Raw genomic sequence first — 25,818 nt, 5'->3', positions numbered from 1 at the left:
TCCCGCCACCGCCACCCCGGCCGGCCGCGGCACACCCACATACACCGGCCGCGCCCGCCCGGGCCGACGTCGGCTGCTAACCCGCGGCTCCGTCCCATACCTGCTGATCATGCCCGCCGTCCTGGGCTTCGCGATCTTCAAGGCGTACCCCATCGTCTCCTCGCTCTGGATCAGCCTCACCACCGGCAACGGCGACAGCCGGCACTTCGCCGGAATCGCCAACTACCGGCGTCTGCTGGACGATCCGCTGTTCTGGACCGCGCTGAAGAACACCGCGCTGATCCTGGTCGTCCAAGTGCCACTGATGCTCGGCCTGGCTCTGCTCGTCGCCCTCGCCCTGAACTCCACCAAGGTCTGGTTGCGCCCGCTCTGGCGACTCGGCGTCTTCGTCCCCTCGCTGACCGGACTGGTCGCCGCGGGCGTGATGTTCTCCGTGATCCTCAACCGCGACGCCGGGCTGCTGAACTGGGTCCTCTCCCTGTTCGGCGTCGACCGGGTGAACTGGCTCGGCAGCCCCTTCTGGGCCCGCGTCGGCGTCGTCCTCGTCATCACCTGGCACTACACCGGCTACAACGCGGTGATGTACCTCGCCGGCCTGCAGGGCATTCCCAACGAGTTGCACGAGGCCGCGATGGTCGACGGCGCGGGACCGGTCCGCCGCTTCGTCTCCATCACCCTTCCCCAGCTGCGGCCGATCCTCCTCCTCACCGTGGTGCTCTCCACCATCGGCACCCTGCAGCTCTTCGACGAGCCGTACGTCCTCACCGGCGGCGGCCCCGACAACGCCACCTTGACGGTCACCATGTACCTCTACAACAACGGCTTCAAGTACTTCGACTTCGGCTACGCCTCGGCCATCGCCTACGCGCTCGCTCTGATCGTGTCCGTGCTCGGCATCCTTCAGGTCCGACTGATGGGGGAGCGCCGGTGAAGCCCCGAGGCCCCCTGCTCACCCTGCTGCTCGCGGGCGCCTTCGCGCTCTGCGTCGGTCCGTTCTACTGGCTCGCGATCGCCGCGACCCAGGAGGACAAGGACGTGTTCTCCTGGCCGCCGAAACTGCTGCCCGGCGGCCACCTCATGGAGAATCTCCGAGGACTTGAGGAGTCCATCGGACTCACCCGGGTCCTGCTCAACACCCTGCTGGTGGCGGGCGTCCAGACGATCGGTGCCGTCGCCGTCTCGGTCCTGGCCGGATACGCCTTCGCCAAGTTCGAGTTCCGCGGGCGCAACCTGTTCTTCGTCCTGCTGCTCAGCACCCTGGTCATCCCCGACACGGTGATGCTGATCCCGATCTTCCAGATGATGATGGAGCTGGGTCTGATCGACTCCTACCAGTCCATCATCCTGCCCGGCCTGGTCACCCCGTTCGGCATCTTCCTGATGCGGCAGGCACTGCGCTCCATGCCCGACGAACTCCTCGACGCGGCCCGCGTCGACGGGGCCGGTGAACTGCGGGTGCTGTGGCGGATCGTCATCCCGGTCAACCGGCCGGTCATCGCGGCACTCGCGCTGTTCGTCTTCCTCGGCAGCTGGAACCAGTTCGTCTGGCCGCTGATCGCGTTGCGCAGCCCCGAGATGTACACGCTGCCCGTGGCCACCGCCACCCTGCAGGGGCTGTCGACCACCAACTACGCGCAGGTCCTGCTCGCCGCAGGCATCGCCGCCATCCCCGTGATGGCCCTCTTCCTCGTCCTGCAACGCCAGTTCATCTCCGGCCTGCTGGCCGGGGCCACCAAGGAGTGACCACCATGACCACCGCACCACGCCCCGTCGGCGAGCACCCCGGCAGTCCGCACGTGTCCGCCGAGCCGGACGCCGCCCCGCAGCAGCCCGTCCCCTTGTGGCGCCCGAACCCGCAGACCGGGGCCACTCCCGACACCATCGGCCACCGGCGGCTCGCCAGCGGTCTGTTCGACTCCACCGGAGCTCCGCTCACCGTCCACCTCACCGGGCTCGGCTGCGACCGGCTGGAGACCGTCGTCACCCCGGTCGGCGACGGCGTGGCCCTGATCGAGGTCACGACGGCGGCCGCGGCCACCGTCCGCGCCGAATGGCGGGTCCCCTGCCTGGGGGCCACCGCCTACTGGACCCCGGACACCAACGCCTCCCACTGGCTGCCGCCGTCCTGGATCGCCCCCCGGACCGTCTCGCTCGCCCTGGGCGCTCCCGTCGTCAGTCTGGTCGGCGCCGACGACCGTGCCCTGTGCACCGCCGCCGCCGACGAGACCTCCGCACCCGTGCGCGTCGGCGCCGGTGTGGTGGAGGAGAGCAGCGAGTTCGCCTTCACCGTGGAACAGGACCTCACCCCGGACGGGCCGCCGCTGCGGCTGCGGATCGACCTCAGCGGCCGGCACTTCGCCGCCACCCTGCAGGCCGTCACCGCCTGGTGGGCCGAGGGCCTGCACCACCCCGGCGTCGCCCCCGCCGCCCGGATGCCCGCCTACTCCACCTGGTACAGCCTCCACCAGAACGTCGACACCGCCGCAGTCGAACGCCAGGCTGCCCTCGCCGCGGCCGTCGGCTGCGAGAGCATCATCGTCGACGACGGCTGGCAGACCACCGACCGCGCCCGCGGCTACGGCCACTGCGGCGACTGGGATCCCAACCCGATGGCCTTCCCCGACCCCGCGGCCCACGTCGCCGAGGTCCACCGGCTCGGCCTCGCCTACCTCCTCTGGTACGCACTGCCCTTCATCGGCCGGCACAACGACGCCTGGGACCGCTTCAAGGGCATGATCCTGCGCGAGGAACCCCACCTCGACGCGGCCGTGCTCGACCCCCGCCACCCCGAGGTCCGCGCCTACCTGATCGAGAAGGTCTCCCGCGCCGTCGAACACTGGGACATGGACGGTCTGAAACTCGACTTCATCGACCGCTTCGCCGTCACCGACCCCCCGCCCGCCCCGGCCGGCGCCGACCGCACCACCGTCCACGAGGGCCTGCTCCAGCTGCTCGCCGACCTCGACACCCGCCTGCGCCGCACCCGGCCCGACGTGATCGTCGAGCACCGCCAGCCCTACGTCAGCCCTGGGTTGTGGCCGTACGCCACCATGGTCCGCGCCACCGACTGCCCGCTCAGCCCTGCCGAGAACCGCCAGCGCACCGTCGACTGCCGGCTCACAGCGGGCCCGCTCGCCGTCCACGCCGACATGATCACGTGGAACTCCGCCGAGACGCCCGAGTCCGTCGCCGTCCACCTCGTCAACGCCCTGTTCTCGGTGCCACAGATCTCCGTCGACCTCGCCGCCCAGAGCCCTGAGCAGCTCGCCACCCTGCGCTTCTGGCTCGGCGTCTTCCGCCAGTACGCCGACGTACTCCAGCTCGGCGTCCTGGAACCCGCCCGGCCGGACCTGGGCTACCCCTTGATCCGCGCCCGCGACCACCGCACCACCGTGGTCGCGCGCTACGCGCCGCTGCCCGTCGCCCTCCCGGACCGGCGCTCCGCGGCCGGCCCGCAGACCCTGCTCGTCGCCAACGCGGACGGCGACCCCGCAGTGCTCCTGACCGCCACCCGACCGGAACAGACCCTCGCCCGCGTCCAGGACTGCCGTGGTGAGATCCTGTCCGAGACCGTGCTCGACCTCGTCACCGGAGTGAACTCGGTGACCGTGCCGACCGGTGGCCTGCTCACCCTGACCCGCGAGCACTGACGACCGGGGCTGGGGGCGACCACCTGCCGCTCCCAGCCCGCCGACCACAGAGGAACGATGACCGCTCGACAGGTGACCATCGAAGACGTCGCACACGCGGCGGGCGTCTCCCGCCAGACCGTCTCGAACGCCCTCAACGCACCCCACCGGCTGCGCGCCACCACCCTCGCCCGGGTCACCGCGGCCATCGACGAACTCGGTTACCAGCCCGACCAGTCCGCCCGCAGCCTGCGCACCGGCACCCGCAAGGTCATCGGCTATCCCGCCCCCGCCGACAACCCGGCCGACCCCAACCCCCTGATGGGCGGCTTCCTCCAGGCGCTGATAACCGCCGCCGACGCCGTAGGCCACCGCATCCTCGTGTTCCGCTCCGACCCCCGACAAGGCGCCGGAGCAGTCGCCAGGTCCTTCAACGGCCTGATCGCGGCCCGCCAGGTCGACGGGTTCGTCCTCTCCGACGTCGTCCACGACGACCCCCGCGTCGACGTGCTCACCGAGGCCGGCTTCCCGTTCACCGCCTTCGGCCGCACCGCACCCGGCCGTCCGCAGAACTGGGTGGACATCGACTCCACCGCCGCGACCGCCGCCCTGACCGGACTCCTGCTCGACCAGGGACACCGCCGGATCTGCTACCTCAACTCCGCCGCATCCCTGCCCTGGCTCGCCGACCGCAGGGCCGGCTTCCTGCAAGCCGCAGCGGCCGCCCCCGACGGCGCCTTCGAGGTCGGCGTCCCCGACGACGACCCGGCCGCGCTTTCCCACGCCGTCCAGCGCCTGCTCACCGGCCCCGACCGGCCGACCGCCCTGGTCTGCGCCAGCGACTGGCTCGCCCTGACCGCCTACCAGGCGGTCCGCGCCGCCGGCCTGACCGTCGGCGACGACGTCGCCGTCACCGGCTTCAACGACATCCCGCTCTGCACGCTGCTCCAGCCCACCCTCACCAGCGCGCGCCTGCCCCTGGCCGCCATCGCCCACGCCCTCGTCGACCGGCTGATCAGCGCTGTCGAGGACCCCGCAACCGCCCCGGCGAGCGGGCTGCTGCTTCCTGCGGAGCCGGTCGTGCGCGACAGCACACCGAGGCGGTAGCGGCGGCCGCCGCCGGCCCGCGGCAAGCTGCTCGGCCGAACCGCCGAGGCGTGGAGCGAACGAGCCGGAGCCCGCCGCCCGGCGAGCCCGGTCGACCTGCGCAACGTCAGCTGCGGCGCCGCCACCGCCGTCCAGGACGTCCACGCGACCAATCGGCGCCGCCGGCCCCCTGACCGGGCCTGCCGGGACGAAACCCCGCTTTTGTTGAAGCCTGACTCGAACTCGCCCTGCCTCAGCGCCCGGCCATCCGCGGAACGGAGGATGCGGACCGCTTGTCTCTGCTGGAACAGCCTCGCGGTGTGCGAGTGACGGACCATGGTGTGGTTGCCCGCGGAGTCGATGTCGAGGTCCTCGCCGCCCTTGGTCCGCCAGAGGTCTGTGCCGTCTTCGGCGCTGGGACGGACTACGCCGTCGGGTGCGACCAAGGACGAAGCCGTCGGGGGTGGACAGCGGGCCGTGATCGCGGTCCACCCCCGACGGCTTCGTCCTTGAACGGCCACTTCTGTTTCCCGGTGCGGAGATCGATGGCTGTGGGGCTGCTGCGCTCGCCCTCAAGGCGGGGGAGCGGAAGGGTGGCACCCGCCGCCCCGCTTCTGCGAGTACCGAGCGCGCCCGCCGCCCGGACGGACGAATGCCTCCCGGGCACCGATCCGTCACCTGTGCACCGATCTGCTCGCCCACGTCGGCGGGCAGCTGGTCGACGACACCGCCGTCATCGCCCTCCAGCACATAGCGGCGGACCAGCCGTACGCCGGACTGCTTCGTGTGCCGTCGCGACGGCACTGGTGTGGTCCTGGACGTGTGCCCCGACGACCGGATCGAGCCCGAGGACGCGGTGAAGTTCGAGGTCACGGCAGCGGCCTGCGGTATCAGCGGAAGGCGGCACCATTGTCCGACGCCCATTGTTGGAACGATCTCGCCGCCGACCCGGTGACCCGGGGAACGGTGTCGCTCACCTTCAGCAATTCGTCGTTGACGTCCCCGCCCATCAAGTCGAGGACCGCATCCGCGGTCTCGTCCCCCATGAAGGAAGCCATCTGCCGGTGGGCTTCCTCCCGGCTGATCTCAATCAAGGCCACCTCCCGCCCCAACGCTGCAGCGATGGCCGCGACCTGCCGTCGGACGGTGATGCACTCCGGCCCGGTCAATGCATACGTCCGCCCCTGGTGGCCTGGCTCGGTCAGCGCCGCACAGGCCACCGCCGCGATGTCCGCAGGGTGGACGGTCGGGAGACCGATGTCCGCATACGGCGCCCGGACCACGCCCTGATCGCGAATCGACTGCGCCCACCACAGGGTGTTCGAGGCGAACTGTGTCGGCCGCAGTATGGTCCAGGCCATGCCGCTGTCCTTGAGCAACCGCTCAACAGCAAGGTTCTCGCCGGCCGCGGGCAGATGCGGATGAGTCTGCACCGTGATCGACGACACGAGCACCACATGCTCCACGCCTGCCTGCCGGGCAGCCGCCAGGACCTCCGCTTCCGCACCCATGCCCGACAGCAGGAACAAGGAGCGCGCTCCCTCCAGCGCGGCCTTCAGCGAATCCGCCTGCGCGAGATCGCCCTCAACGGCTTCGATCCCTTCAGCGAACGAGGACCGTCCCGCATCACGAGTCAGACCTCGCACAGGTGCGGCGCCGGCCACCTGCAACTCCCTCAGCAGAGCACTTCCAATGTTCCCGGTCGCGCCGGTCACAAGGATCATCGTCGTCTCTTCCTGTCGTCAGCCGCTGAGCACGTTCACAGCACGCTAAGACCTCAACCTCACTTGAGGTCAAGGAGTCAGCCCCACAGGCTGATGACACCATTTCGCGATCACTGAGCTGCCCGGGTGTCCAGGGTCGCGGAGAGCCTGGACGCTGGAGTGCCGGGACCGGGACACCGGGTACGCGAGATCTGGGCAGTGGCGATGACGGTCAGCAGGTGTCTTTGAACCTCAGCCGCGAGTCGGTGCAGGTTGTCCAGAGGCGGTGGACGTTGACCACTGCCAGTGACGTCTGACTGCGAGGTCGCTGCCCAATCCATCGCCCCAGCCCCGAGCGATCGCGGTCCAGCCCGCGTGATGAGGCGATGCGAAAGGGTGCGACCATCCTCGCATGCGAGAGATTGACGAGTTGGTCAACGTGGACGATCCGGCATGGACAGAGCTTCAGAAGATGCTCGCGTCGAGCTCCGTGCCTGTTCAGGTGCTGCCCGCCGACGTCGACGAGGGACGCCGAAGCCTTCTGCAGATGCAGGTCAGCGCGCGATCGATGCTGGGTGCGCTGATGTTGAACACCGGCGGATTGGTCGTGGACAACGGGTGGGTGCGAGTGTTCGGCGGGGGCTCAGTTGCAGTTGGGGGGCTTCCGGGTCTGGCGCAGGTCAACCGTTTCCCCACGGACTTCGATCCGGTCTGGCATCCCGCGACAGGTCTCGTCGTCGGCCACGACGTCGTCGGTGGGGTCTTTGCGCTGAACGGTGGCGATCCTGCGGCGACGGGCCGTCCGGGAGCGCCGGGACAGATGACGTATTTCGCTCCCGACACGCTGGCGTGGGAGGCGATGGAGATGGGGCACTCCGGGTGGGTCTCCTGGCTGCTCTCGGGCAGGTTGGAGACGTTCTATGACGGGCTGCGATGGCCCGGCTGGCGTGAGGAAGCTGCGGCCCTGGACTTCTCGCAGGGCATTTCCGTGTATCCGTTCCTGTGGTCCAAGGAGGCCCATGCCGATCTAGCGGCCACGAGCAGGCGGCCTGTGACGATGCGCGAGGTCATGGGAGTCGCCGCGGACTTCGCCCGGCAGATGGGCCCGTCCGACCCTGGGTTCCTCGGCGACGTGTGACTGGATTCGCTGTCGATCACGACCTCTGTCAGCGAAGTTGCGCCCCATCGACATCCGGAGTTCGCGGTGACATCGGGCAACCCCAGCCAGGCCGGGGCCGGTGGCTCGGCAGCGCCCCGATCGAGGGGTCCGGCTGTCCCCGGCCAAGGCATACGAGGAACTGGTGCGCGATGGCCACGAGGGCCATGCCGTCGAGCACATCGGGTTGGACAACCCTCTTGTGCCCACAGCGGAGCAACGCCGGATCTTTGAAAACACCGGCGAGGAATGCGACACCTACTCCGTCGACGACGCCAGCGGCGTGATCCACGATCTGTGCGACCCGCTGCTCAGTCCGAGAAGGTTCAGGGACGTCATGGGGCGGGCGGAGCCAGCAGATCCTGGAGAGCCGGCCGCAGGATCTTGCCTGTGGCCGTTCTGGGCACCTTGTCGACCCGCACGATCCGGGTGGGAAGCACGCCTTCGGCGAAGTGCCGGCGCAGATGGGCCCGCAGCTCGCTGTCCGTGAGTTCGGGCGGGGCGACCACGGCGGCCGAGACCACCTCGCCCAGCAGGGGCTGGGGAACCGCCGCGCAGGCGGCGTCACGCAGGCCGGGGTGTGCGCGCAGCACACGTTCCATTTCCTCCAAGGACACCGTTTCGCCCCGCACCTTGGCGACGTTCTTGGTGCGGCCGGTGATGACGAACAGGGTGTGGCCCGACTCCTCGTCGACCGTCCGGTGTCCCAGGTCCTGCGAGTGGAACCACCCGCCGCGGAACGCCATTGCGGTGGACGCATTGTTGTTGGCATACCGCGACATGACGTTGTGGCCGCGCATACAGATCTCCCCCGTCGTTCCCGGCTCGGCGAGGCTGCCGTCCGGTGCCAGGACCGCCACCTCGTTTCCGTGCACAGGGATGCCGATGGCAGGGATGTCGGCGTCGAGGACCAGATGCCGGTACGCCTCGTCGGACAGGTCCGTCGGCATGCTCGTGGAGAAGTTCGTGGTCTCCGTCAGGCCGTATCCCTGTACCACGCGTGCGCCGATCCGGTCGTGCACGGCGCGGGCGGTCATCGTCGACAGCGGTGCCGCGGCGGAGACGAAGTAGTCGAAATTCGTGGGGAGTTCGGGGCGGCGCCAGGTTTCTGTCAAGGCGTCCAGCAGGCTGGGGAGTTACAGTGCATCGCACGCCGGATCGGCCCGGGTCTCCACGCTGCCGGGGGGCAGGGAGTCTTCGCGGGTCCGGCAACCGTATGTTGCCCGGCAGGCCGTCGTCCGGCACTCGCGGCCCCCTGAGCACGATGTCTATGTCCAGTGCACTTGTCTGCTCCGTCAGCCGGGCCGTGGGGTCGGCGGGGTTCAGTATCAGCGCCGGGTTTCCCGCGCGCAGCAGGGCGAAGAGTCCGACCACGGACTCGGCGTCGTTGACGGGCAACAGGCCCACCGCAGCACCGGGGGTACCGCGCATTCGGTGCGCAGCCAGTGAGCGGTCCGGCGGCTGTACTCGTCGAGTTCCTGGTAGGTGACATTGGTTGTGCTGCCGTCCTCGGCGACCGCGGTGAGATAGAGGGACTCGCCCCGGAGCTCCGCCGCGTGACTCAGGTACGACGGGATGCTGGAGCGAATGGTGTGGTCGGCCCGGAAGGGCTCGCCCCGGTAGTGGCGAACCGGATCGGCGTCCGCCAGGAGACTGTCATGCACGCGGCTTCCTCATTCGGATCGGTCGACCGGTCGACCGATCGACCTCGGTCTCGGTCTCGGACGGCATGCTCTCTGCTCCACTGCCCGTTCAGCCAGGCGGGCGCCGGCCGGGCGACGTCGGCAATCGTGTGTATCGCGCGAAAGGTGTTGTTGGTATTGGTCAAGTCGGGCGGGAACTTGAAGTCGAGATCTTTCTCCATCCGCGTCACCAGTCGTACGACGCGCAGGGAATCGAGCCCGAGGCCGGTCAGCTGCACGTCACCCAGGTCCAGGCCACACAGGGTGCCGTTGGGCAAGGGATGGGACACGATCTCCGAGACAGCCCGGACCTCGTCGTACTCCACCGGGACCGGCGTGCACTGGTCACGGGGCCTCCACCAGGGTCATCCGCTCGGCGGACTCCAGCGGCATGTGGGGAACCCCGAACGCGAGGATCTCCAGCGGCTCCGGCACATGGAGCATGGTCTTCACGCCATGTGCGTAGTTCGCCGGGACGAACACCGTTTCGCCCCGGCCCATCTCGTAGTCCACCCCGTCTATGCGGATGTGGCCGCGGGAGCTGAGTACGTAGAGGATGTGCGCACCGGGGTGAGTGTGCAGTTCGAAGCGGGATCCGGGTTCCATGATGATGCGGTCCGCACCGACCGCCACATCGTTCTCGATCAGCTCGCCGGCGCCCACCACACCCAGGATTCCGGGGATGACCTCACCTCGTGAGTTGAGGAGCTTCACCTCGGGTGAGCTGTAGATGTTTCGGATGTGCCGGTCGGGATTGAACCTGGTGTCCATGGCTCGGTCCTATCTGACGGGTGGGGGGTTCTTGGTGTGGGCCGCAGTGACACTGGGGCCTCAGGCTCTGACCGGACCCGTCCGCCGGTGGGTCCGGAAGGGGCGGCGCCTCAGCTGCCGTGCGCGTGCGAGGGCCAGATGCCCGGCGAAGAGGTGGCGGACGCGGGGGAGGAAACCTCCCTCACCACACCGCGTGCCCGCACTTTCGATTCTCGCCCGCATCCCCGCGCCCCTGGTCAGGCGGCACCACGACAGCCGCCCAGGGACCGTTCCGGATTTCTGGAATGGGCCCCGCAGGCAGACGCATGGTGCCGTCCGTGACGCGCCTTGCAAGAATGCTTCCTACACGCATGTTTCGAGCAGGGGTGGGTTCGTTGGTCTGGTGGACGGAAAGGTTCCTCTGGGACGGGGAGCGTCCTGAGTGGACATGGGTCCCATTGAAGTCCGTGGGGCCCATACGGTTCGGTCAGAGCAAGGAGGAAGTCTCAGCCGCTCTGGGTGAGCCGATCACGGGATGGGACGCCAAGAAGTACGCGCGGTGGTATCCCTTCGACGGGGTTGGCATCGACACCTACTACGACCAGGAGGCCCAGACCCTGGCTGCAATAGCTGTCGACGCCTGCCGGGGCCCACAGGTCAGCCTCGACGACACCCCTCTGGTTGGCCGGCTGCCCTCGGAACTCGAACCCTGGCTTGAGGAAACCGCGTCAACACTTGAGGATCCGACTCTGCCCGAGTACGTCGACGGCCTGCGCTTCGGGCCCCGCGGGGAGCCGTATCTCCTCAGTCTGGGATTGATCCTGCGCTGCCAACAGAACGGTGACCACGCCCGCTGTCGCCCAGTGTTCCTTGCGCCTCAGTGGGCCATGCGAGGCCAGGAACGGATCGAGGACTTGATCCCCGACACGGAGTGGCTGACGTATTGAGCGATGCCCAACCTCATGTTGATGCATGGTGAAGGACAAGGACGGCCTTCACCACGTCGGTGATCCGGTTGGTGCTGCAGCGGAGCTTCCGCAGGAGGCGCCAGCCCTTGAGGGTGGCCATGGCCTGCTCGCCGAGGCAGCGGATCTCGGCGTGGGTGGTGTTGTGGCGACGCTTCCACATCTTGAGGCGCCGGCCGCGAAACGGTACGCGGACGGGTCCGCCGGCGCCTTGATACGCCTTGTCCGCCCAACATCTGAGTCCTGCTTCGGTGAGGGCTTCGGTGATCCCGTGCTGTCGCGCGGCAGTCAGGTCGTGAGTCGAGCCGGGCAGAGCCGGCGAGGCCCAGAGCAGCCGTCCGAACGGATCGGTGAGGACCTGCACGTTCATGCCGTGGCGCTTGTGCTTCCCGGAGTAATAGGGGGTGTCAGCGGCGATGCGGTCGATCGGCAGCAGGGTGCCATCGAGGATGACGAACGCCTTCTCCTGAATCGTCCGCATCGCCTCGGCCAGGGACGGAGCGAGGATGGCCAGGGCGTCGACGGCTTCACGTATGTAGCGGTAGACAGTCGCGATCCCAATACCGAACCCGGCGGCCAGCTGGGCGTAGGTGTCACCGCACCGCAGGTGGGCCAGGGCGAGCAAGGCCTGTCGCGAGGCGGGAAGGCGCCGCCAGCGCGTCCCGATCTCCTGCCGTCTGGCCTTCAGCCGCCCGGTCAGGAACCGCAAGGTGCGGCTGGACAGATCAATCGAGGACGGGTAGGCAAGCACGCGAAGCTCCTGGCAGACACGGGCGATCTTGATCGAGAACCCGTCCACCAGGAGCTTCGTCGTTGTGAAGGACCGTCCAACGCGCGGTCACCACCGCCAGATTGGAAAAGGCTCAGGGTAACTGCGCGAGAAGGCGTGTTCGTCTGCAGCTGATCCACCGGCGATGTGTCACTGCGGGGGAAGGAGGTCGGCGAGCAGGCCGCGGACGCGTGCTTCGATCTCGTCCCTGATCGAGCGGACCGCCTCGACGCCTTGACCGGCCGGGTCTTCGAGCTTCCAGTCGAGATACCGCTTGCCCGGGAAGACCGGGCAGGCATCCCCGCAGCCCATCGTGATCACGACGTCGGACGCCTGGACCGCTTCGACGGTCAGTACCTTGGGCACCTCGGCGGACAGATCGATGCCGCTCTCGGCCATCGCCTCGGTGACCGCCGGGTTCACGGTCCCGGCCGGGGCGGACCCGGCCGAACGGACCTCCACCCGGCCACCGGACAGGTGGGTGAGGAAGGCGGCTGCCATCTGGGAGCGTCCGGCGTTGTGCACGCACACGAACAGCACGGACGGCTTGCCGGCGGCGGCCTCAGACACGAGCGGTTCCTTTCTCAAGGGCGTCCGACGGGCCGGCCACCGGGCCGGGTTGAGGGAAGAAGCGGCGGGCGGCGAGGGCGACGTGGACCAACCCGATCAGCACCGGCACCTCGATGAGCGGACCGACCACGCCGGCCAGAGCCTGGCCGGAGGTCGCGCCGAAGGTGGCGATCGCCACCGCGATGGCGAGTTCGAAGTTGTTGCCCGCAGCCGTGAAGGCCAGCGTGGTCGCCCGCGGATAATCCAGGCCGACGGCCTTGCCGAGGGCCATGGACCCGGCCCACATGAGGGCGAAGTACACCAGCAGCGGCAGCGCGATCCGCACCACGTCGAGCGGCCGGGAGGTGATCGCCCCACCCTGCAGGGCGAACAGCACGACGATCGTGAACAGCAGCCCGTACAGGGCGAACGGCCCGATCCGGGGGATCAGCCTGGTCTCGTACCAGGTCCGGCCCCGGGCCTTCTCGCCCAGCCGTCGGGTCATGAACCCGGCGATCAGTGGGATGCCGAGGAAGATGAGCACGCTGCGGGCGATCTCCCACACCGACACGTCCAGCGTGGTCCGTTCCAGTCCGAGCCACCCCGGCAGGACCGAAAGATAGAACCAGCCCAGGGCGGCGAACGCGATCACCTGGAACATGGAGTTGAGCGCGACGAGGACGGCGGCGGCCTCGCGGTCGCCGCAGGCCAGATCGTTCCAGATGATGACCATGGCGATGCAGCGGGCGAGCCCCACGACGATCAGGCCGGTCCGGTACTCCGGCAGGTCCGGCAGGAAGATCCAGGCGAGTGCGAACATCACGGCCGGGCCGAGGATCCAGTTGATGACCAGCGACGGGACCAACAGGCGCCTGTCGCGGGTGACGCTCTCCAGGCGGTCGTAGCGGACCTTGGCGAGCACTGGATACATCATCACCAGCAGACCGAGCGCGATCGGCAGCGAGACGCCGACGACCGTCACCTTCGCCAGCGCGTCACCCAGGCCCGGCACCAGACGGCCGAGCCCGAGGCCGACGGCCATCGCCACGAGGATCCACACCGCCAGGAACCGGTCCACCAGTGACAGCCGCCCGGCCACCGAACCCGACGAAACAGCAGCCGACTCGCTCACGAGGCCACCTCGGCCGGGTCGCTCGCGGACGGGTGATCGGGCCCTTGGGGGCGGGTGAGTACGGCGGCGAGCTTGTCCGTCATCGCGGGCAGGGGCCGGTAGTACACCCACGTCCCGCGACGTTCGGAGTCGATCAGCCCGGCCTGCTTCAGCAGCTTGAGGTGGTGGGAGATCGTCGGCTGCGACAGATCGAAGGCCGGGGTCAGGTCGCACACGCAGATCTCCCCGCCCTCCCGCGAGGCGATCATCGACAACAGGCGGAGGCGGACCGGGTCGCCCAGGGCCTTGAAAACCTTTGCCAGTTCCACGGCCTGGTCCTGTCCCATCGGCGCGGTCAGCAGGGTCGGGCAGCAGCCCGCCTCGTCCTGGCCGAGCACCACCAGCTCTTGTTTCGACATGCTTCTATGTTGACAGTCTTCGATTCAGTGCGCAAGGTTGCATCGAGAGGCATCAATGCAGCCCCTACTGGGTCCTGCCCACCATCGAGGAGTCGCCGCCATGACAGAGCCGAGCACCGATCTGCGCGAGACCGTCCGCCAGCGCTATGCCGCAGCCGCCGTGCAGGTCACCCAGGGTGGCACCGCCTGCTGCGGCCCCGAGGCCGTCGAGATCGACGACAACTTCGGCTCCGCCCTCTACGCCGCCGACGAGCGCGACACCCTGCCCGCCGAGGCGGTCGCCGCCTCCCTCGGCTGCGGCAACCCGACCGCGATCGCCGACCTCCACGAAGGCGAGCGCGTCCTGGACCTCGGCTCCGGGGGCGGCATCGACGTCCTCCTCTCCGCCCGCCGCGTCGGCCCCACCGGCAAGGCGTACGGCCTCGACATGACCGAGGAGATGCTCGCCCTCGCGCTGGAGAATCAGCGGAGGGCCGGTGCCACCAACGTCGAGTTCCTCAAGGGCACCATCGAGGCCGTTCCGCTGCCCGCGAACACGATCGATGTCGTCATCTCCAACTGCGTCATCAACCTGTCCACCGACAAGCCCGCGGTCTTCGCCGAGATGATCCGGGTCCTCAAGCCCGGTGGCCGGATCGGCATCTCCGACGTCGTCGCCGACGACGCCCTCACTCCCGATCGGCGCGCGGAGCGCGGCGACTACGTGGGCTGCATCGCCGGTGCCCTCTCCTTCGCCGAGTACCGCCGGGGCCTCGAAGCCGCCGGGTTCACCCACATCGAACTCAGCCCCACCCACGCGGTCGCAGACGGCATGCACTCCGCCATCATCCGCGCCACCAAGCCCCCCACCAGCGACGAGGCCGGGGCGAGCATGAGCAGCGACTCCTGCTGCGGCGTCACCGCATGCTGCACACCCGTCGAACAGGCCGACGACCCGCACAACACCGTCCTCGAAGCCAAGAGCACATCCGGCTGCAACTGCAGCTGACAGCACGCCGGTTCGACATCTCACCCGGAAGGTGACCTCCAGCAGCCCTTGAGAGCGACACGAACACCCGCCCCAGCGGGACATCGGATCCCGCGCCGGTGCAAGTCGATGAGACGCTACCGGCGCGGGACACGGCCGTACACACGGGTGAAGACGGATCTGGCCGTGGAGGTGCCGGCCGGGGCCGACCGGCGCGGCACCCTCACCGTGATTCTGATGCGGTGAGGATGCCGTGCCGGCTGGTCAGGCGGCGACCTCGTACTTCACAACGGTGCTGGAGCAGCCGGCGGCAAGCTTTTCGCTCTGCCCGTCAGCCTCGCTCAGGCGCACCGGCGCACCATCGCCTCAACCGGCTGCAGGGGAACCCGTATCCCAGCCTGATCACCCTGCATCACAACGGATGGGAGCAGGCCCGTCCGTCAAGAATCATCGCCGGACTCGGAGAATTGTGCTGCCATCAGGACCCGGCCCGCCGCAGTGCGGTAGTAGAGGACCGAGCGGCCCGCGCGCCGGCGCTGGGCCAGGTGGGCCTCGCGCAGGATCCGCAAGTGCCGGCCCACCGAGCCCAGGGGCAGGCCAGTGAGAGCCACCAACTGGGTGGTGGACTTCGGGGTGTCGAGCAGAGTGAGGAGTTCGGCCCGGGCGGGACCGAGAAGGGCAGCCAGGGCCCTGGGCGCAGCGCGGAGTTCGTCGTCGACCAGGACCCCCGAGCACGGGTGGACGACCGCGTACCGCCGGGCGGAACGCGAACGCCGATGCTCAACGGGCGGGACGTCCCAACAGACCCAGCTCTGGTTCAGAGTGACCGGGACGAACATCAACTGGGCCCGGGAAAGTTCCAGCGGCGGGCTGTCGCAGACGGTGATCTGCAGACGGTCGTCCCCGAGCCAGCGCATTCCCGGGCGCATCTCGTTCAGAGCCGTGGCCCAACCGTGCAGCCCGAGCCGGGCGGTGCGGGCGACGATGTCGGCCTCAATGATCCGAAGGCGGCGTGGCCAGGAGGGCTCGACGGTCTCCGTCCACACCCACTCCAACAAGTCCGCAGCCCGCTGGGCCAAGTCATCGCGGCGCAGGAGACTCGGCAGTGAGCGGTTGAGAGACTCCTCCAGGTCGGCGCGGGCTGCCGCAGGCGGGGTGCTGCGGACCTGCTCCAACTCCTCGACGAACGGGCGGTCTCCACCGCCCAGCGGTGTGGGGGTGAGAAAGGTTGCATTCCACCGGCGTCCCAGCGCGCCCCTGACCAGCGCGGCCGTGACCGGGTCACCGGCCAGGCGGTCCCGGTAGCTGGAGAGGTGAGTGGCGAGCCATTGGTGCTCGCCGACGTGGGCAGCGCGGCCGCGATGCAGAGTCTTCAAGCCGGCGAGCGCCTCGGCCAGCGGAGAGATGACGAAACGGCTCCCTGCGAGAGTGTCCGTATCTACTCGCCACCAGCTCATTGGTTTCGCCTCCCCGCGAAAATCTAACGCCCGGTATCGCATGCGGGAGAGGCTCTCCGACATGCGTTCGTATCGGGAACTCTTCCGTACCAGCGAGTTCACCCCCTTCTTCCTCGCCTCGGCCGGGCAGACCACGGCCCAGACGATCAGCGGGCTGGCCCTGGGCGTTCTGGTGTACAAGCAGACGGACTCGGCGCTGCTGTCGTCCCTGGCCATGTTCGGTACCGCGTTCGCCCAGGTGGTAGGGGCGGTCACCGTACTGTCCGGTGCGGACCGGCTGCCACCGCGCGCCGCCATGACGGTCCTCGGCCTCCTCTTCGGTGCGGGCACAGCCGTGCAGGCCGTTCCCGGGCTGCCGGTCTGGGCCGTGTTCGTCGTACTGCTGGGGCTCGGCGTCATCGGGTCGGTCAGCGGTGGAGTGAGGTATGGGCTGCTCAACGAGATCCTGACCCGGGACAGCTACCTGTTGGGGCGGTCCGTCCTCAATATGTCGGTCGGGATCATCCAGATCTGCAGCTTCGCGCTCGGCGGCGCGCTGGTGGCGATCATCTCGGCGCGCGGCACGCTGCTCCTGTCCGCCGTCCTGTACGCGCTGGCCGCTGTGGCGGCCGGGTGCGGGCTCAGCAGCCGGCCACCCCGAGGCGCCGGGAAGACCTCGATCGTCGCGACTTGGCGCACCAACGCGCGACTCTGGTCCTCGGTGCCCCGGCGGTACGTCTACCTCGCGCTGTGGGTGCCGAACGGTCTGATCGTCGGGGTGGAGTCGCTCTACGTCCCCTACTCGCCCCACGACGCGGGCCTCCTCTTCGCCTTCGGGGCCGTGGGGATGCTGATCGGGGACATCGTCGCGGGCCGCTTTCTGCCGTCCCAGTGGCGGGAGCGGCTGACCGTCCCCTTGTGTGTCCTGCTTGCCGCCCCGTACCTGCTCTTCTTGCTCGGCCCGGGGTTGCCGATCACCCTGGTCCTGGTCACCGTCGCCACCTTCGGGTACGCGGCGGGGCTACTCCTGCAGGAACGCCTGATCGCGCTGACACCTGACGCACTGAGCGGGCAGGCGCTGGGTCTTCACAGTTCCGGGATGTTCACCATGCAGGGGGTCGGTGCGGCAGTGGCCGGGTCGGTGGCCGAACTGACGTCACCGACCACCGGGATAGTGGTGACGGCGACGGCCTCGCTGACCGCGACTTTGATGCTGGCACCCGGGCTACACGGAGGAAAGGCGGACGCATCACGACTGAACTCCGAGGACTCGCCGCCCGCGTCGACGTCCTGAACCAACCCGCCGCCCTGCAGCTCGAACGCCAACCGACCAGAAAGCCGAAACGGCATGCCGACGTGGCCGTACGCCGCGACGGCCGCGAGCTATTCGGGCTGGGGACCACGGCGGCATGATGACGGCCGAGTGCGGCATGGTCGCACCGACTGCCGACGGAAGCGTCCTTGGCCGGTCAGCCCGTTCGGGATCCCGGGCCCCCGCAATACGGCGATCCGGCTGCCCTGCTCCACAAGTTCCAGCGCGGCACGTAGGACCGCGGTCTCCCACCAGGGTCCCACCGGGGATGCAGTCGGGGCGGGCGGTCTCGGCGCCTTCGGGCGTGGTGGCCACGGCTGTGGCAATGACGTCGCTCATCACGACGTAGGCGGTGGGCTGCCTGCTCATCGAGTTTCCTGGGTGATGCGTCGGGCGCTGAGGGGCGGAGCGGCCATGAAGTGGGCAATGCCGGCAAGCGAGAGCGGCCGGCTCCAGGACGGACAGTGCCCGTACTCGTGGGATGGCGGACGGCACCACCGCCCGCCATCACCGCCCCGCCACCGTCACTTGGCTGGTGTGCCTGCCTCCGCGTCGGCCCCAACCGGTTCGGGCTGCGCGACAGGTGCGCCGTCGTCGAGCGTGATGCGCACCGTGTGCTGGGTTCCCTTGCCGACGGTGTCGAGCTCGTTGGCGAACCGGTCGTACGCGGTGGCCGCCAGGGCCCAGTCGGCGGTGAGGAACTCGGCCGCGTCCCGGGTGTCCCACAGGGCGATCAGGAGCGCGATCAGCGACCGCCCGGACAGGGCGACACGTACCCGCCCGTCCATTAATGAAGGTCTGAGCCTCCCCACCCCTCAGGTCCGGTAATGCAATGATTTCCGGCCGTTCGTACCCGGCCCGGAATGCGTCGGGGCGCTGCGGCGCTGGGTTTGCAGAACGTGTTCCACCAGGGGCCTTCGGGCGCGACCTCAGCCATCCGTAGGATCATGGCGAAGTCGAAGAAGGGGCAGGCCAAGTGACAGGGCGACGCAAGGGCAGCAAGGGCAGCAAGGGCAGCAGCCGAAAGGAGAACTGCGGCGACATGTGCGCCGACAGCTGTTTCTGGAGCCGCACGTGCTGCCCCGATCTGTGGCTCGTCTCCCTTCTCCTCGTTGTCCTGCCCCGGGCGGGCGGGTTCTCGAGTTCCGTTGGTGAGGATCCGGCGGCGCCCCGTCCGAGCGGTCGGGCGGCAGGCGCGCTGTATGAGGTCGTCCGGCGCTACCGCACCAAGGCCAGCCCACTGCTGCCCGCGTGCTGTCCGTACACGCCGAGTTGCTCCACCTACGCCGTCAAGGCGCTGCACCAGCATGGCGCGCTGCGTGGTGGCCGGCTGGTTCTGGGGCGTCTCCTGCGGTGTCGGCCAGGAGCTGCCCGGCGGCGCGGAGGCCGCGATCCGGTGCCCGGCTGACGGGCCGGGATGCGGAGGACGGCATCCCGATACGGCCGGCCGGCACGCGGACGGCCGGGACGGTCATCGTGTCGGTGACCGGAGGCAGACAGGAGCGCTTCGAGTGCCATCCGCCGGCCGCTCGTCCTCCCACACGGCAAGGTCGTAGCTCATGGGGCGCAGTCTGCCACCCGTCGCCGACAGCAGCACCGTCGGACCAGATCATCTGAGACAGGAGCCAGATCGCCTGAGACGGGACAACGGTGCAAAGTCGCGGCTGCGGGGCCTCGACTGACCTTGGACACGAGGTCTTGGTCGTTTGCCAAGGGATCTCGACGGCCGACGAAGAGCACTTGCCGCATGTAGGCGATTCAGCGCTTGGATCCATCCGTGCTTCTGTGCGCCCCGTGGCGTGGCCTCATCGCCAGCCGGTCCTGGGGAAGATGGAGGGCAGCGGGGTCGATCGGCCGGGTCGGCCCGACGGGGCCGGCCCGCCTGGTGGGCCGTGCGGAAGCGAGGAGTTGGACATGGGCAATCCATCGGCCCGGGAGGTCGGCGAGTGGTACGACCGCTTCGGGGGCCTGTACGGCCTGACCATGGGTGACAGCATGCACCTGGGTATGTGGACCGACGGCGTGCGGACGGAGTCGGGGGAGCAGACGGCCGACGAGATGTGGGAGGAACTCACCCGGGCCCAGGACTCCTGGACCGGCACTCTCGTAGACCTGGTCGGACTGCTGCCGGGACAGCGAATGCTGGACGTCGGCTGCGGCACGGGCCGGCCCACCGTGCGGATCGGCACCGAGTCGGGCGCGAGCGTGCTCGGCGTGACGGTCAGCGCTGCGCAGGTCCGGGCCGGCCGCGACCGCGCTTCGAAGGCGGGACTGTCCGACCGCGTCACCTTCGAACAGGCGGACGCCATGGACCTGCCCCTGGAGTCCGGGACCTTCGACGCCGCTTGGGCCATCGAGTCCTTCGCTCACTTCTCCGACCGCCCTGCCGCGATCCGCGAGGTTCGGCGGGTGCTGCGGCCCGGAGGCCGCCTCGTCCTCGCGGACTGCTACGAAGCCGTGCCCTTCACACCCGAGGAAGTCCAGCTCTTCCAGGCCGCGTTCGCCCTTTCCCGCCTCCCCGCCGGTCCCGAGGACTACTCCCGCATGCTCGTCGAGGCCGGCTTCACCATCCAGGGCACTCGCGACATGTCCCAGGAGTTCAAGCCCACCTACGAGCTGATCCCGCGTCTGTTCGCCGCAAGGCGCGCCCAGATCGCGGCGCTGGTGGGCACCGACGCGATGGAGCAGCTCGACACCGTCTACCCACTCATCCTCGCCCTGTGCCGGGACAAGATGGGATACACCGTGGTCAACGCTGTGAAGTGCCCCTGACGGCGGCCACTCCCGTCCCGACTCCCTGGTTTCCACCGGTCCCAGGCCAAAACCACTCTGTACATCCCCGTCGCGGGCTACCACCCCGGGTCGATGACGAAGGCGTGCGTCTCGACGTCGGCCACCATCAGCAGGGCCTGCGCGTCCGGCGCGAGCCGGTTGTAGAGGCGGTTGAAATGCGCGCCGGAGCCCGCACTGCCCGCGACGACCGTCCGGGAGGACACCGGCAACGGTAAGACCGGCAGCCGCATGGCACGCGGCACGTGCCCTTGCCATCCCGCAGAGAGAACTCGAACGACCGTGGCGCGCAAGGGAGATCGTCGAGCTCCTCGGTGATGTCACCCCTCGTCGCCACGTATCGACAGCTCGCCTGCCGGACCGGGAAGGAATGATCAAGAGAGCCCGCACCGGCTGCCGCACAGCAATCACACAGACGACGAACCCCTTGCATGAACTGCGAAAACGCCAACTACCCGGCCCTGAGGGAACTTCAACCGGCTGGGAGAGGTGGGTCTGCGCCGAGTGTGGCGGCATTCCGCCATGGCAGACATCCGCCCCGATCGGTCCGTTGATCCTGCCCGGACCCAACTGCGAGATTGGCCAAGCGGCTCAGGTGTTCTCAGGTGTTCTCGTGTCTGCGGGCTCGGCCGCACGGTGATGTCTCACTCCTTGGTTAGGAGCACGATGGCGCGACGAAGACGAACAGGTGTGATTGCCGCAGCGTCGGCCGTGTTGATTGCCGGGGCGCTGATTGCGCCCGCGGCCGCGGCTGCCGACCCGACCAACCGGACTGGCTCCGAGAGTGCCGGCGCGAGCAAGGTCGAACCCGCCGATCCCGACGGGCCACAGGGGCCGGGTCGGTCGCCCATTGCTGGGCTCGACGACCGGGCCGGGCGCGACGACCCGGATTCGATCTACAAGGAGGGGAAGACCGACGGGTTCCAGCGGCTGACCGACGATTCGCTGACGGATAGTGCGGCCGAGAAGCTGGGCAACGCCGACACCAGGCTGCTGCAGCAGGCGCAGGCGTCGAAGAAGAAGTCTGTCACGGTGTTGCTGCTGGCCCGGAAGGGCTCGACCGAGGACGTCGTCGCCGCGGTGGGGAAGGCCGGCGGGTCCGTCGGGTCGGTGACCGGAAAGGTCGGCTACGTCCGGGCGACCGTCCCGACCGGCAGCGTGACCACCTTGGCCGGCCTTCGGTCGGTCGCGGCGATCGACCTGAACCGGACGTACAAGGTCCCGGTCCCGGATCTGGGCGCCGCGGGTACGAGGACGGCGGCAACGAAGGCCGCGAGGCCGACCGCGCCCGGCGCGAACACGCCCGCCGACAACCCGTACCTACCGATCAACGAGACCGGCGCCGAGGCCTTCGTCAAGGACAACCCGGCCTGGGACGGACGCGGCACGGTCGTCGGAGTGCTGGACACCGGCGTCGACGTCGAGCATCCCGCGCTTCAGACGACCAGCGACGGCAAGCCCAAGATCGTCGATTGGGTAACCGAGACCGATCCGGTCACCGACCGCGACGGCAGCTGGGTGCGGATGTCCACCACCAAGACGGGGCCGACGTTCAGCTACCTGGGCAAGACCTGGACGATCCCGCAGGGCACTTACCAGTTCGGCGCGTTCTACGAGGGTGCGACGGCCGGCAGCGACTTCGAGGGCGACCTCAACCGGGACGGCGACACCCTGGACTTCTACGGGGTTCTGTACGACCCGACCACACACAGGATCTGGGTCGACGGCAACAACGACCAGGACCTCACCGACGAGACACCGATGGCCCCGTTCGCGGTCGACCGCCAGGTCGGCCACATCGGGAGCGACGACCCCGCGACACCGCAGAACGAACGCATCCCGTTCGTCGTCGAGCACCGCGACAACGTCGATCTCTCCCCGCTCGGCGGCAGCAACGTCGGCAAGACCGCGAACTACGTGTCGATCGGGTTGCCGGTCGCCTCGCACGGCACCCATGTCGCGGGGATCACCGCCGGCACGTCGATGTTCGGCGGCCGGATGCACGGAGCCGCACCGGGCGCGCAGATCGTGTCCGCCCGTGCCTGCACCTGGGGTGGTGGCTGCACCCAGGCGGCACTGACCGAGGGCATGATCGATCTGGTCACCAATCGCCATGTCGACGTCGTCAACCTGTCCATCGGTGGGCTTCCCGCATTGAACGACGGCTCCGACGTGATCGCCGAGATCTACGACAAGTTGATCGGCCACTACGGCGTCCAGATCGTCACCGCCGCCGGAAACGACGGCCTCGGCACCAATACCGTCAGCTCGCCGTCCGTGGCGGGCAAGGCCATCTCCGTCGCCGCGTCCGTCAGCTCCGCCACCTGGTGGGCCGACTACGGGTCGAAGGTCGCCACCGAGCAGGGTATCTTCGGCTTCTCCTCCCGCGGCCCCGCCGAGAACGGGGCGCTGGCGCCACAGGTGTCCGCGCCCGGCGCCGCCATCTCCTCGATCCCGATGTGGCTGCCCGGTGAAGCCGTCCCCGAGGCCGGGTACTCGCTGCCGGTCGGGTACGGCATGGCCAACGGCACCTCCATGGCGGCCCCGCAGGTCTCAGGAGCGGCGGCGCTGCTGCTGTCGGCCGCCAAGGCCCGTTCGCTGACGGTCGGCCCGGCGGAGCTGAAGACCGCCCTGACCGGCACCGCCGACCGGATCCCCGGCGTACCGACCGTCGCGCAGGGCGCCGGCATCATCGACACCGTCGCTGCCTGGAAGCAGCTCAGCGCCGGCATCGACACCAATGAGCTCACTGTGTCGGCTCCCGTGTGCAGTTCGTTGTCCGGCCAGCTCGCGACTCCGAACACCGGCGTCGGCATCTACAACCGTTGTCTGCCAACGGAAGGCGGCCAGGTGACCGGTGCGCAGAAGACCTACAAGGTCGGCGTCACCCGGACCAGCGGTGCCGCCGGGAACGCCGTGCACCGGATCGGTTGGATCGGCAACGACGGCACGTTCAACGCCCGCGCGGCAATGCCCTTGCAGCTCGGGAAGGCGACCGATATCGAGGTCACCGCGACCGCGACGACCTCCGGCGTGCACAGCGCGATCCTGACCATTGACGACCCGGCGACGGGTGGCATCGAGCAGTTCGTCGCCGTCACGGTTCTGGCGACCAAGCCGCTGGCCAAACCCGACTACGCGGTCACCAGTTCCGGCAGGCTCGGCCGAACCGGAAGCACCTCGCTGCTGGTGCCCGTTCCCGAGGGCGTCGAGGCGCTGCAGCTGACCCTGGGCGGGCTCGCCGACGGCAGCCAGGTCCGCGCACTGCCCATCGACCCCGACGGCATGCCCGCGGACTCCAACGCCAGCTCCCACTGCTACACCAACTACACCGACCCGGCGAACTGCAAGGCCACCGCACGACCGGTGTACCGGCCCAAACCCGGCATCTGGGAGTTCGTGATCGAGTCTCGCAGGACGTCTCCGGTCGAACAGAACCCGTACACAGCGACGGTTTCGCTGCAGGGCATGTCGTTCGATCCGGGGACCGTCACAGTCGACAAGGTGACGATGAACTCGCCGACGAATGTCGGCTCGACGGGGACGAACACCTTTGGCCCAGCGATCGCTCACGTCGCAACCGGCGAGATCGGCGAAGTCCGCAATCTGTTCTCGACGGTCTCGCAAGGCGAAACCACGTCCAACATGCTCTATGTTCCGCGTCGGGCGACCCGGCTCGACGTGACGCTGACGCCCAGGGACGCTGCCGATCTGGACTTCTATGTGTATTTCAACGGCAGGCCGATCGGCCAGAGCACGACGACCGGCGACTCGCCCGAGCACATCGTCGTCGATGACCCACAGCCGGGTACGTACTTCATCGTGGTCGCGGGAGTCGCCGTGCCCGGAGACAACGTCACGTTCGACTACCACCAGGAGATGTACTCGAAGGGCCTCGGCACGATCACGCCGAAATCCGACACGAAGTACACGGTTGCCACAGGCCAGTCGATGCCGGTCGACGGGGCAGTGATCGTCAGTGCTCGGCAGTTGACCAAGGATCCCATGGTCGGCCGGGTCCGAGTGGCCAACGAGCACGGCACGATCATCGGGGCGGCGGACGTCACACTCGGCACTGTCGATGTCCCCAAACTCGATCTGGTCGCGTGGGCCCCGCCATTCGTCGGCGCGGCTCTCAATGAGAGCGGCGTAGTGGCGGGGGACCGCCAGTACAACTCCAGGATGACACCGACCACCTGGTCGGCCGCCGACGGGTTCACCAACCTGGATCTCGCCGGGGGCAAGTACGGAGCGGCTCTGGACATGAACGACGGCCAGATAGCCGTCGGTATCGCGACGGACAGTGCATTGCGCACCCTTCCTGCCCAATGGGCCAAGGACGGATCGCTTTCCGTGCTCGGCGTCCCGGATTGGCGGCCCTATTCCAACGGCTATGCGACCGCCGTGAACAACAAGGGGGTGGTCACCGGATTCTCCGAAGCAATCGTCAAGGAGTCCGACGGCAAGTACCACAGCTACAGTGACGGGTTCGTGCGGACGTCGGACGGGCCGTTCAGCAAGCTGGCCCACCTGTCCTCGGATCTGACGGGAACCCAGCCGCGCGCCATCAACGATGCCGGAATGATCGTCGGTGCCTCGCACACCGATGGCCATGCGCCGCACGCGGTCGCCTGGGATGCGACGTCGGGGGTCATTCAGGATCTCGGCACGCTTCCGGGACAGCATTCGGCCCAGGCGAACGATGTGAACACCTCCGGGACGACCGTGGGGACCAGCGGTGACGACGCGTTCGTGTGGACCAAGGCCGGCGGAATGCAGCGCCTTGCCGACTACGGATACAACGCGACCGGCGAGAAAGTCACCGACGACGGGTGGATCCTCGGAACGGTCGAACTCCTCCCGGACTACGCGGTGTCGGCGATGTGGGACCCGCAGGGGCGGCTCTGGGATCTGTCCGGCATGGTGCCGCTCTCTGCCGGTGATCGATTCACGCCGACCTACAGCTTCGACATCAACGATCAACACCAGCTGATGGTCTACGGCGAGGGCGGCCCGAACGCCGCCTGGTCCAGCTCGGTGATGCTGAAGATCCCGGCAGGTCTGCGTAACTAGGCCCCGGCGCCACTCCGTCCCGTCGAGCCACCGCAGTCGGTGGCTCGACGGGACGAAGGCGTTCGAAGCCGGCCCCGGTCCCACGCGTGCCAGCCGAGCAGCACCCGGGAATCGCTGCCGGCCGGATCCAGATGCCGAAGCGCCGCCCTGCGCCCGGCCGTGCTGCGCCCTGTGGCTCCCGTTCCGGCGTTTCGGGCCGCCTGCGGCAACGAGCTGTTCGAAGCCGGCCCGCCGTGGCGGCCGTTTGAGTTGCGGGCCCGACGGACCAGTTCCGGACCACCCGCACAGCGTGGAGTAGATCAACGAGCTTGACGGGTAACCGTCAAGTCGGCTATCCGCCGCCCGTACCTCCTGGTCGTCATCGCGACACCGTGGAAGAGTCCCGGTGCTCTCCCATGAACCTGCCCGTGGATTCGGTCTT

Annotated in this window: 22 protein-coding genes; 11 read left to right on the top strand and 11 right to left on the bottom strand. The window is 68.7% G+C overall.

What is annotated here, in order from left to right:
- Positions 1-109 precede the first annotated feature (109 nt).
- The 4 genes from ACFYY1_RS24945 to ACFYY1_RS24930 are packed head-to-tail and all read left to right on the top strand — an operon-like array spanning position 110 to position 4,736.
- On the top strand, positions 110-931 hold the full coding sequence (locus tag ACFYY1_RS24945) for a carbohydrate ABC transporter permease (RefSeq protein WP_388589311.1): 822 nt from the start codon (positions 110-112) through the stop codon (positions 929-931).
- Positions 928-1,743 carry a carbohydrate ABC transporter permease gene (locus tag ACFYY1_RS24940; RefSeq protein ID WP_388589309.1) on the top strand — a complete coding sequence of 272 codons (816 nt, stop codon included), beginning with the start codon at positions 928-930 and terminating at the stop codon, positions 1,741-1,743. The genes ACFYY1_RS24945 and ACFYY1_RS24940 overlap by 4 nt, the downstream gene beginning before the upstream one ends.
- Before the next feature lie 5 nt (positions 1,744-1,748).
- A complete protein-coding gene (locus tag ACFYY1_RS24935) occupies positions 1,749-3,650 on the top strand; it encodes a glycoside hydrolase family 36 protein (RefSeq protein WP_388589306.1) in 1,902 nt (633 codons plus the stop codon).
- Between the two features lie 57 nt (positions 3,651-3,707).
- Positions 3,708-4,736: a LacI family DNA-binding transcriptional regulator gene (locus ACFYY1_RS24930; protein ID WP_388589303.1), complete on the top strand. Its 1,029-nt coding sequence runs from the start codon at positions 3,708-3,710 to the stop codon at positions 4,734-4,736.
- Between the two features lie 869 nt (positions 4,737-5,605).
- On the opposite strand, the gene ACFYY1_RS24925 is transcribed toward ACFYY1_RS24930, so the two are convergent.
- Positions 5,606-6,439 (bottom strand): NAD(P)H-binding protein, encoded by an 834-nt coding sequence (locus tag ACFYY1_RS24925; RefSeq protein WP_388589300.1) that lies wholly within the window; start codon positions 6,437-6,439, stop codon positions 5,606-5,608.
- A 391-nt stretch (positions 6,440-6,830) separates the two neighbouring features.
- Between ACFYY1_RS24925 and ACFYY1_RS24920 the strand changes: the two genes are divergently transcribed.
- Positions 6,831-7,556 (top strand): DUF2625 family protein, encoded by a 726-nt coding sequence (locus ACFYY1_RS24920; RefSeq protein ID WP_388589298.1) that lies wholly within the window; start codon positions 6,831-6,833, stop codon positions 7,554-7,556.
- 353 nt (positions 7,557-7,909) lie between these two features.
- Here ACFYY1_RS24920 and ACFYY1_RS24915 read toward each other — a convergent pair whose 3' ends face one another.
- The 3 genes from ACFYY1_RS24915 to ACFYY1_RS24905 form a co-directional block, all read right to left on the bottom strand.
- Positions 7,910-8,698 (bottom strand): class I adenylate-forming enzyme family protein, encoded by a 789-nt coding sequence (locus tag ACFYY1_RS24915; protein ID WP_388589656.1) that lies wholly within the window; start codon positions 8,696-8,698, stop codon positions 7,910-7,912.
- A gap of 437 nt (positions 8,699-9,135) precedes the next feature.
- The gene (locus ACFYY1_RS24910) at positions 9,136-9,582 is read right to left on the bottom strand and encodes an acyl carrier protein (protein ID WP_388589295.1); all 447 of its coding nucleotides are present in this window, start codon (positions 9,580-9,582) and stop codon (positions 9,136-9,138) included.
- Positions 9,583-9,601: 19 nt separating this feature from the next.
- Positions 9,602-10,027, bottom strand: a complete 426-nt coding sequence (locus ACFYY1_RS24905) for a cupin domain-containing protein (RefSeq protein WP_388589292.1) — start codon at positions 10,025-10,027, stop codon at positions 9,602-9,604.
- 446 nt (positions 10,028-10,473) lie between these two features.
- Between ACFYY1_RS24905 and ACFYY1_RS24900 the strand changes: the two genes are divergently transcribed.
- Complete coding sequence (locus ACFYY1_RS24900) at positions 10,474-10,953, top strand: hypothetical protein (protein WP_388589290.1); 480 nt, start codon at positions 10,474-10,476, stop codon at positions 10,951-10,953.
- A gap of 13 nt (positions 10,954-10,966) precedes the next feature.
- On the opposite strand, the gene ACFYY1_RS24895 is transcribed toward ACFYY1_RS24900, so the two are convergent.
- The 4 genes from ACFYY1_RS24895 to ACFYY1_RS24880 form a co-directional block, all read right to left on the bottom strand.
- Positions 10,967-11,722 carry a transposase family protein gene (locus ACFYY1_RS24895; protein ID WP_388589654.1) on the bottom strand — a complete coding sequence of 252 codons (756 nt, stop codon included), beginning with the start codon at positions 11,720-11,722 and terminating at the stop codon, positions 10,967-10,969.
- 168 nt (positions 11,723-11,890) lie between these two features.
- The gene (locus ACFYY1_RS24890; protein WP_388589287.1) at positions 11,891-12,310 is read right to left on the bottom strand and encodes an arsenate reductase ArsC; all 420 of its coding nucleotides are present in this window, start codon (positions 12,308-12,310) and stop codon (positions 11,891-11,893) included.
- Positions 12,303-13,421, bottom strand: coding sequence for an ACR3 family arsenite efflux transporter (gene arsB, locus ACFYY1_RS24885; protein WP_388589284.1), 1,119 nt, complete (start codon positions 13,419-13,421; stop codon positions 12,303-12,305). The genes ACFYY1_RS24890 and arsB overlap by 8 nt, the downstream gene beginning before the upstream one ends.
- Positions 13,418-13,819, bottom strand: coding sequence for an ArsR/SmtB family transcription factor (locus ACFYY1_RS24880; protein ID WP_388589282.1), 402 nt, complete (start codon positions 13,817-13,819; stop codon positions 13,418-13,420). Before ACFYY1_RS24880 ends, arsB begins: the two co-directional genes overlap by 4 nt.
- 100 nt (positions 13,820-13,919) lie before the next feature.
- On the opposite strand from ACFYY1_RS24880, the gene arsM reads away from it, so the two are divergent.
- Positions 13,920-14,807: an arsenite methyltransferase gene (arsM, locus tag ACFYY1_RS24875; protein WP_388589280.1), complete on the top strand. Its 888-nt coding sequence runs from the start codon at positions 13,920-13,922 to the stop codon at positions 14,805-14,807.
- Between the two features lie 419 nt (positions 14,808-15,226).
- On the opposite strand, the gene ACFYY1_RS24870 is transcribed toward arsM, so the two are convergent.
- Positions 15,227-16,243 carry a winged helix-turn-helix domain-containing protein gene (locus ACFYY1_RS24870; protein ID WP_388589278.1) on the bottom strand — a complete coding sequence of 339 codons (1,017 nt, stop codon included), beginning with the start codon at positions 16,241-16,243 and terminating at the stop codon, positions 15,227-15,229.
- Between the two features lie 61 nt (positions 16,244-16,304).
- On the opposite strand from ACFYY1_RS24870, the gene ACFYY1_RS24865 reads away from it, so the two are divergent.
- Positions 16,305-17,516, top strand: coding sequence for an MFS transporter (locus ACFYY1_RS24865; RefSeq protein WP_388589275.1), 1,212 nt, complete (start codon positions 16,305-16,307; stop codon positions 17,514-17,516).
- Between the two features lie 542 nt (positions 17,517-18,058).
- On the opposite strand, the gene ACFYY1_RS24860 is transcribed toward ACFYY1_RS24865, so the two are convergent.
- Positions 18,059-18,322 (bottom strand): hypothetical protein, encoded by a 264-nt coding sequence (locus tag ACFYY1_RS24860; RefSeq protein ID WP_388589272.1) that lies wholly within the window; start codon positions 18,320-18,322, stop codon positions 18,059-18,061.
- A gap of 254 nt (positions 18,323-18,576) precedes the next feature.
- On the opposite strand from ACFYY1_RS24860, the gene yidD reads away from it, so the two are divergent.
- Together yidD and ACFYY1_RS24850 are read left to right on the top strand one after the other, a co-directional pair.
- A complete protein-coding gene (yidD, locus tag ACFYY1_RS24855) occupies positions 18,577-18,942 on the top strand; it encodes a membrane protein insertion efficiency factor YidD (RefSeq protein ID WP_388589652.1) in 366 nt (121 codons plus the stop codon).
- A 506-nt stretch (positions 18,943-19,448) separates the two neighbouring features.
- Entirely contained in the window at positions 19,449-20,306 is an 858-nt protein-coding gene (locus ACFYY1_RS24850) for a methyltransferase domain-containing protein (protein ID WP_388589270.1), read from the top strand.
- A 77-nt stretch (positions 20,307-20,383) separates the two neighbouring features.
- On the opposite strand, the gene ACFYY1_RS24845 is transcribed toward ACFYY1_RS24850, so the two are convergent.
- A complete protein-coding gene (locus tag ACFYY1_RS24845) occupies positions 20,384-20,530 on the bottom strand; it encodes a hypothetical protein (protein WP_388589268.1) in 147 nt (48 codons plus the stop codon).
- 484 nt (positions 20,531-21,014) lie between these two features.
- On the opposite strand from ACFYY1_RS24845, the gene ACFYY1_RS24840 reads away from it, so the two are divergent.
- Entirely contained in the window at positions 21,015-25,397 is a 4,383-nt protein-coding gene (locus tag ACFYY1_RS24840) for a S8 family serine peptidase (RefSeq protein ID WP_388589266.1), read from the top strand.
- Positions 25,398-25,818: the final 421 nt, after the last annotated feature.

Source organism: Streptomyces sp. NPDC001890 (assembly GCF_042891445.1).
In the GTDB taxonomy this organism is placed as follows: Bacteria; Actinomycetota; Actinomycetes; order Streptomycetales; family Streptomycetaceae; genus Streptomyces.
Note: the sequence above shows the minus strand (reverse complement) of the source record. Positions and strands in the feature narration are given on the sequence as shown.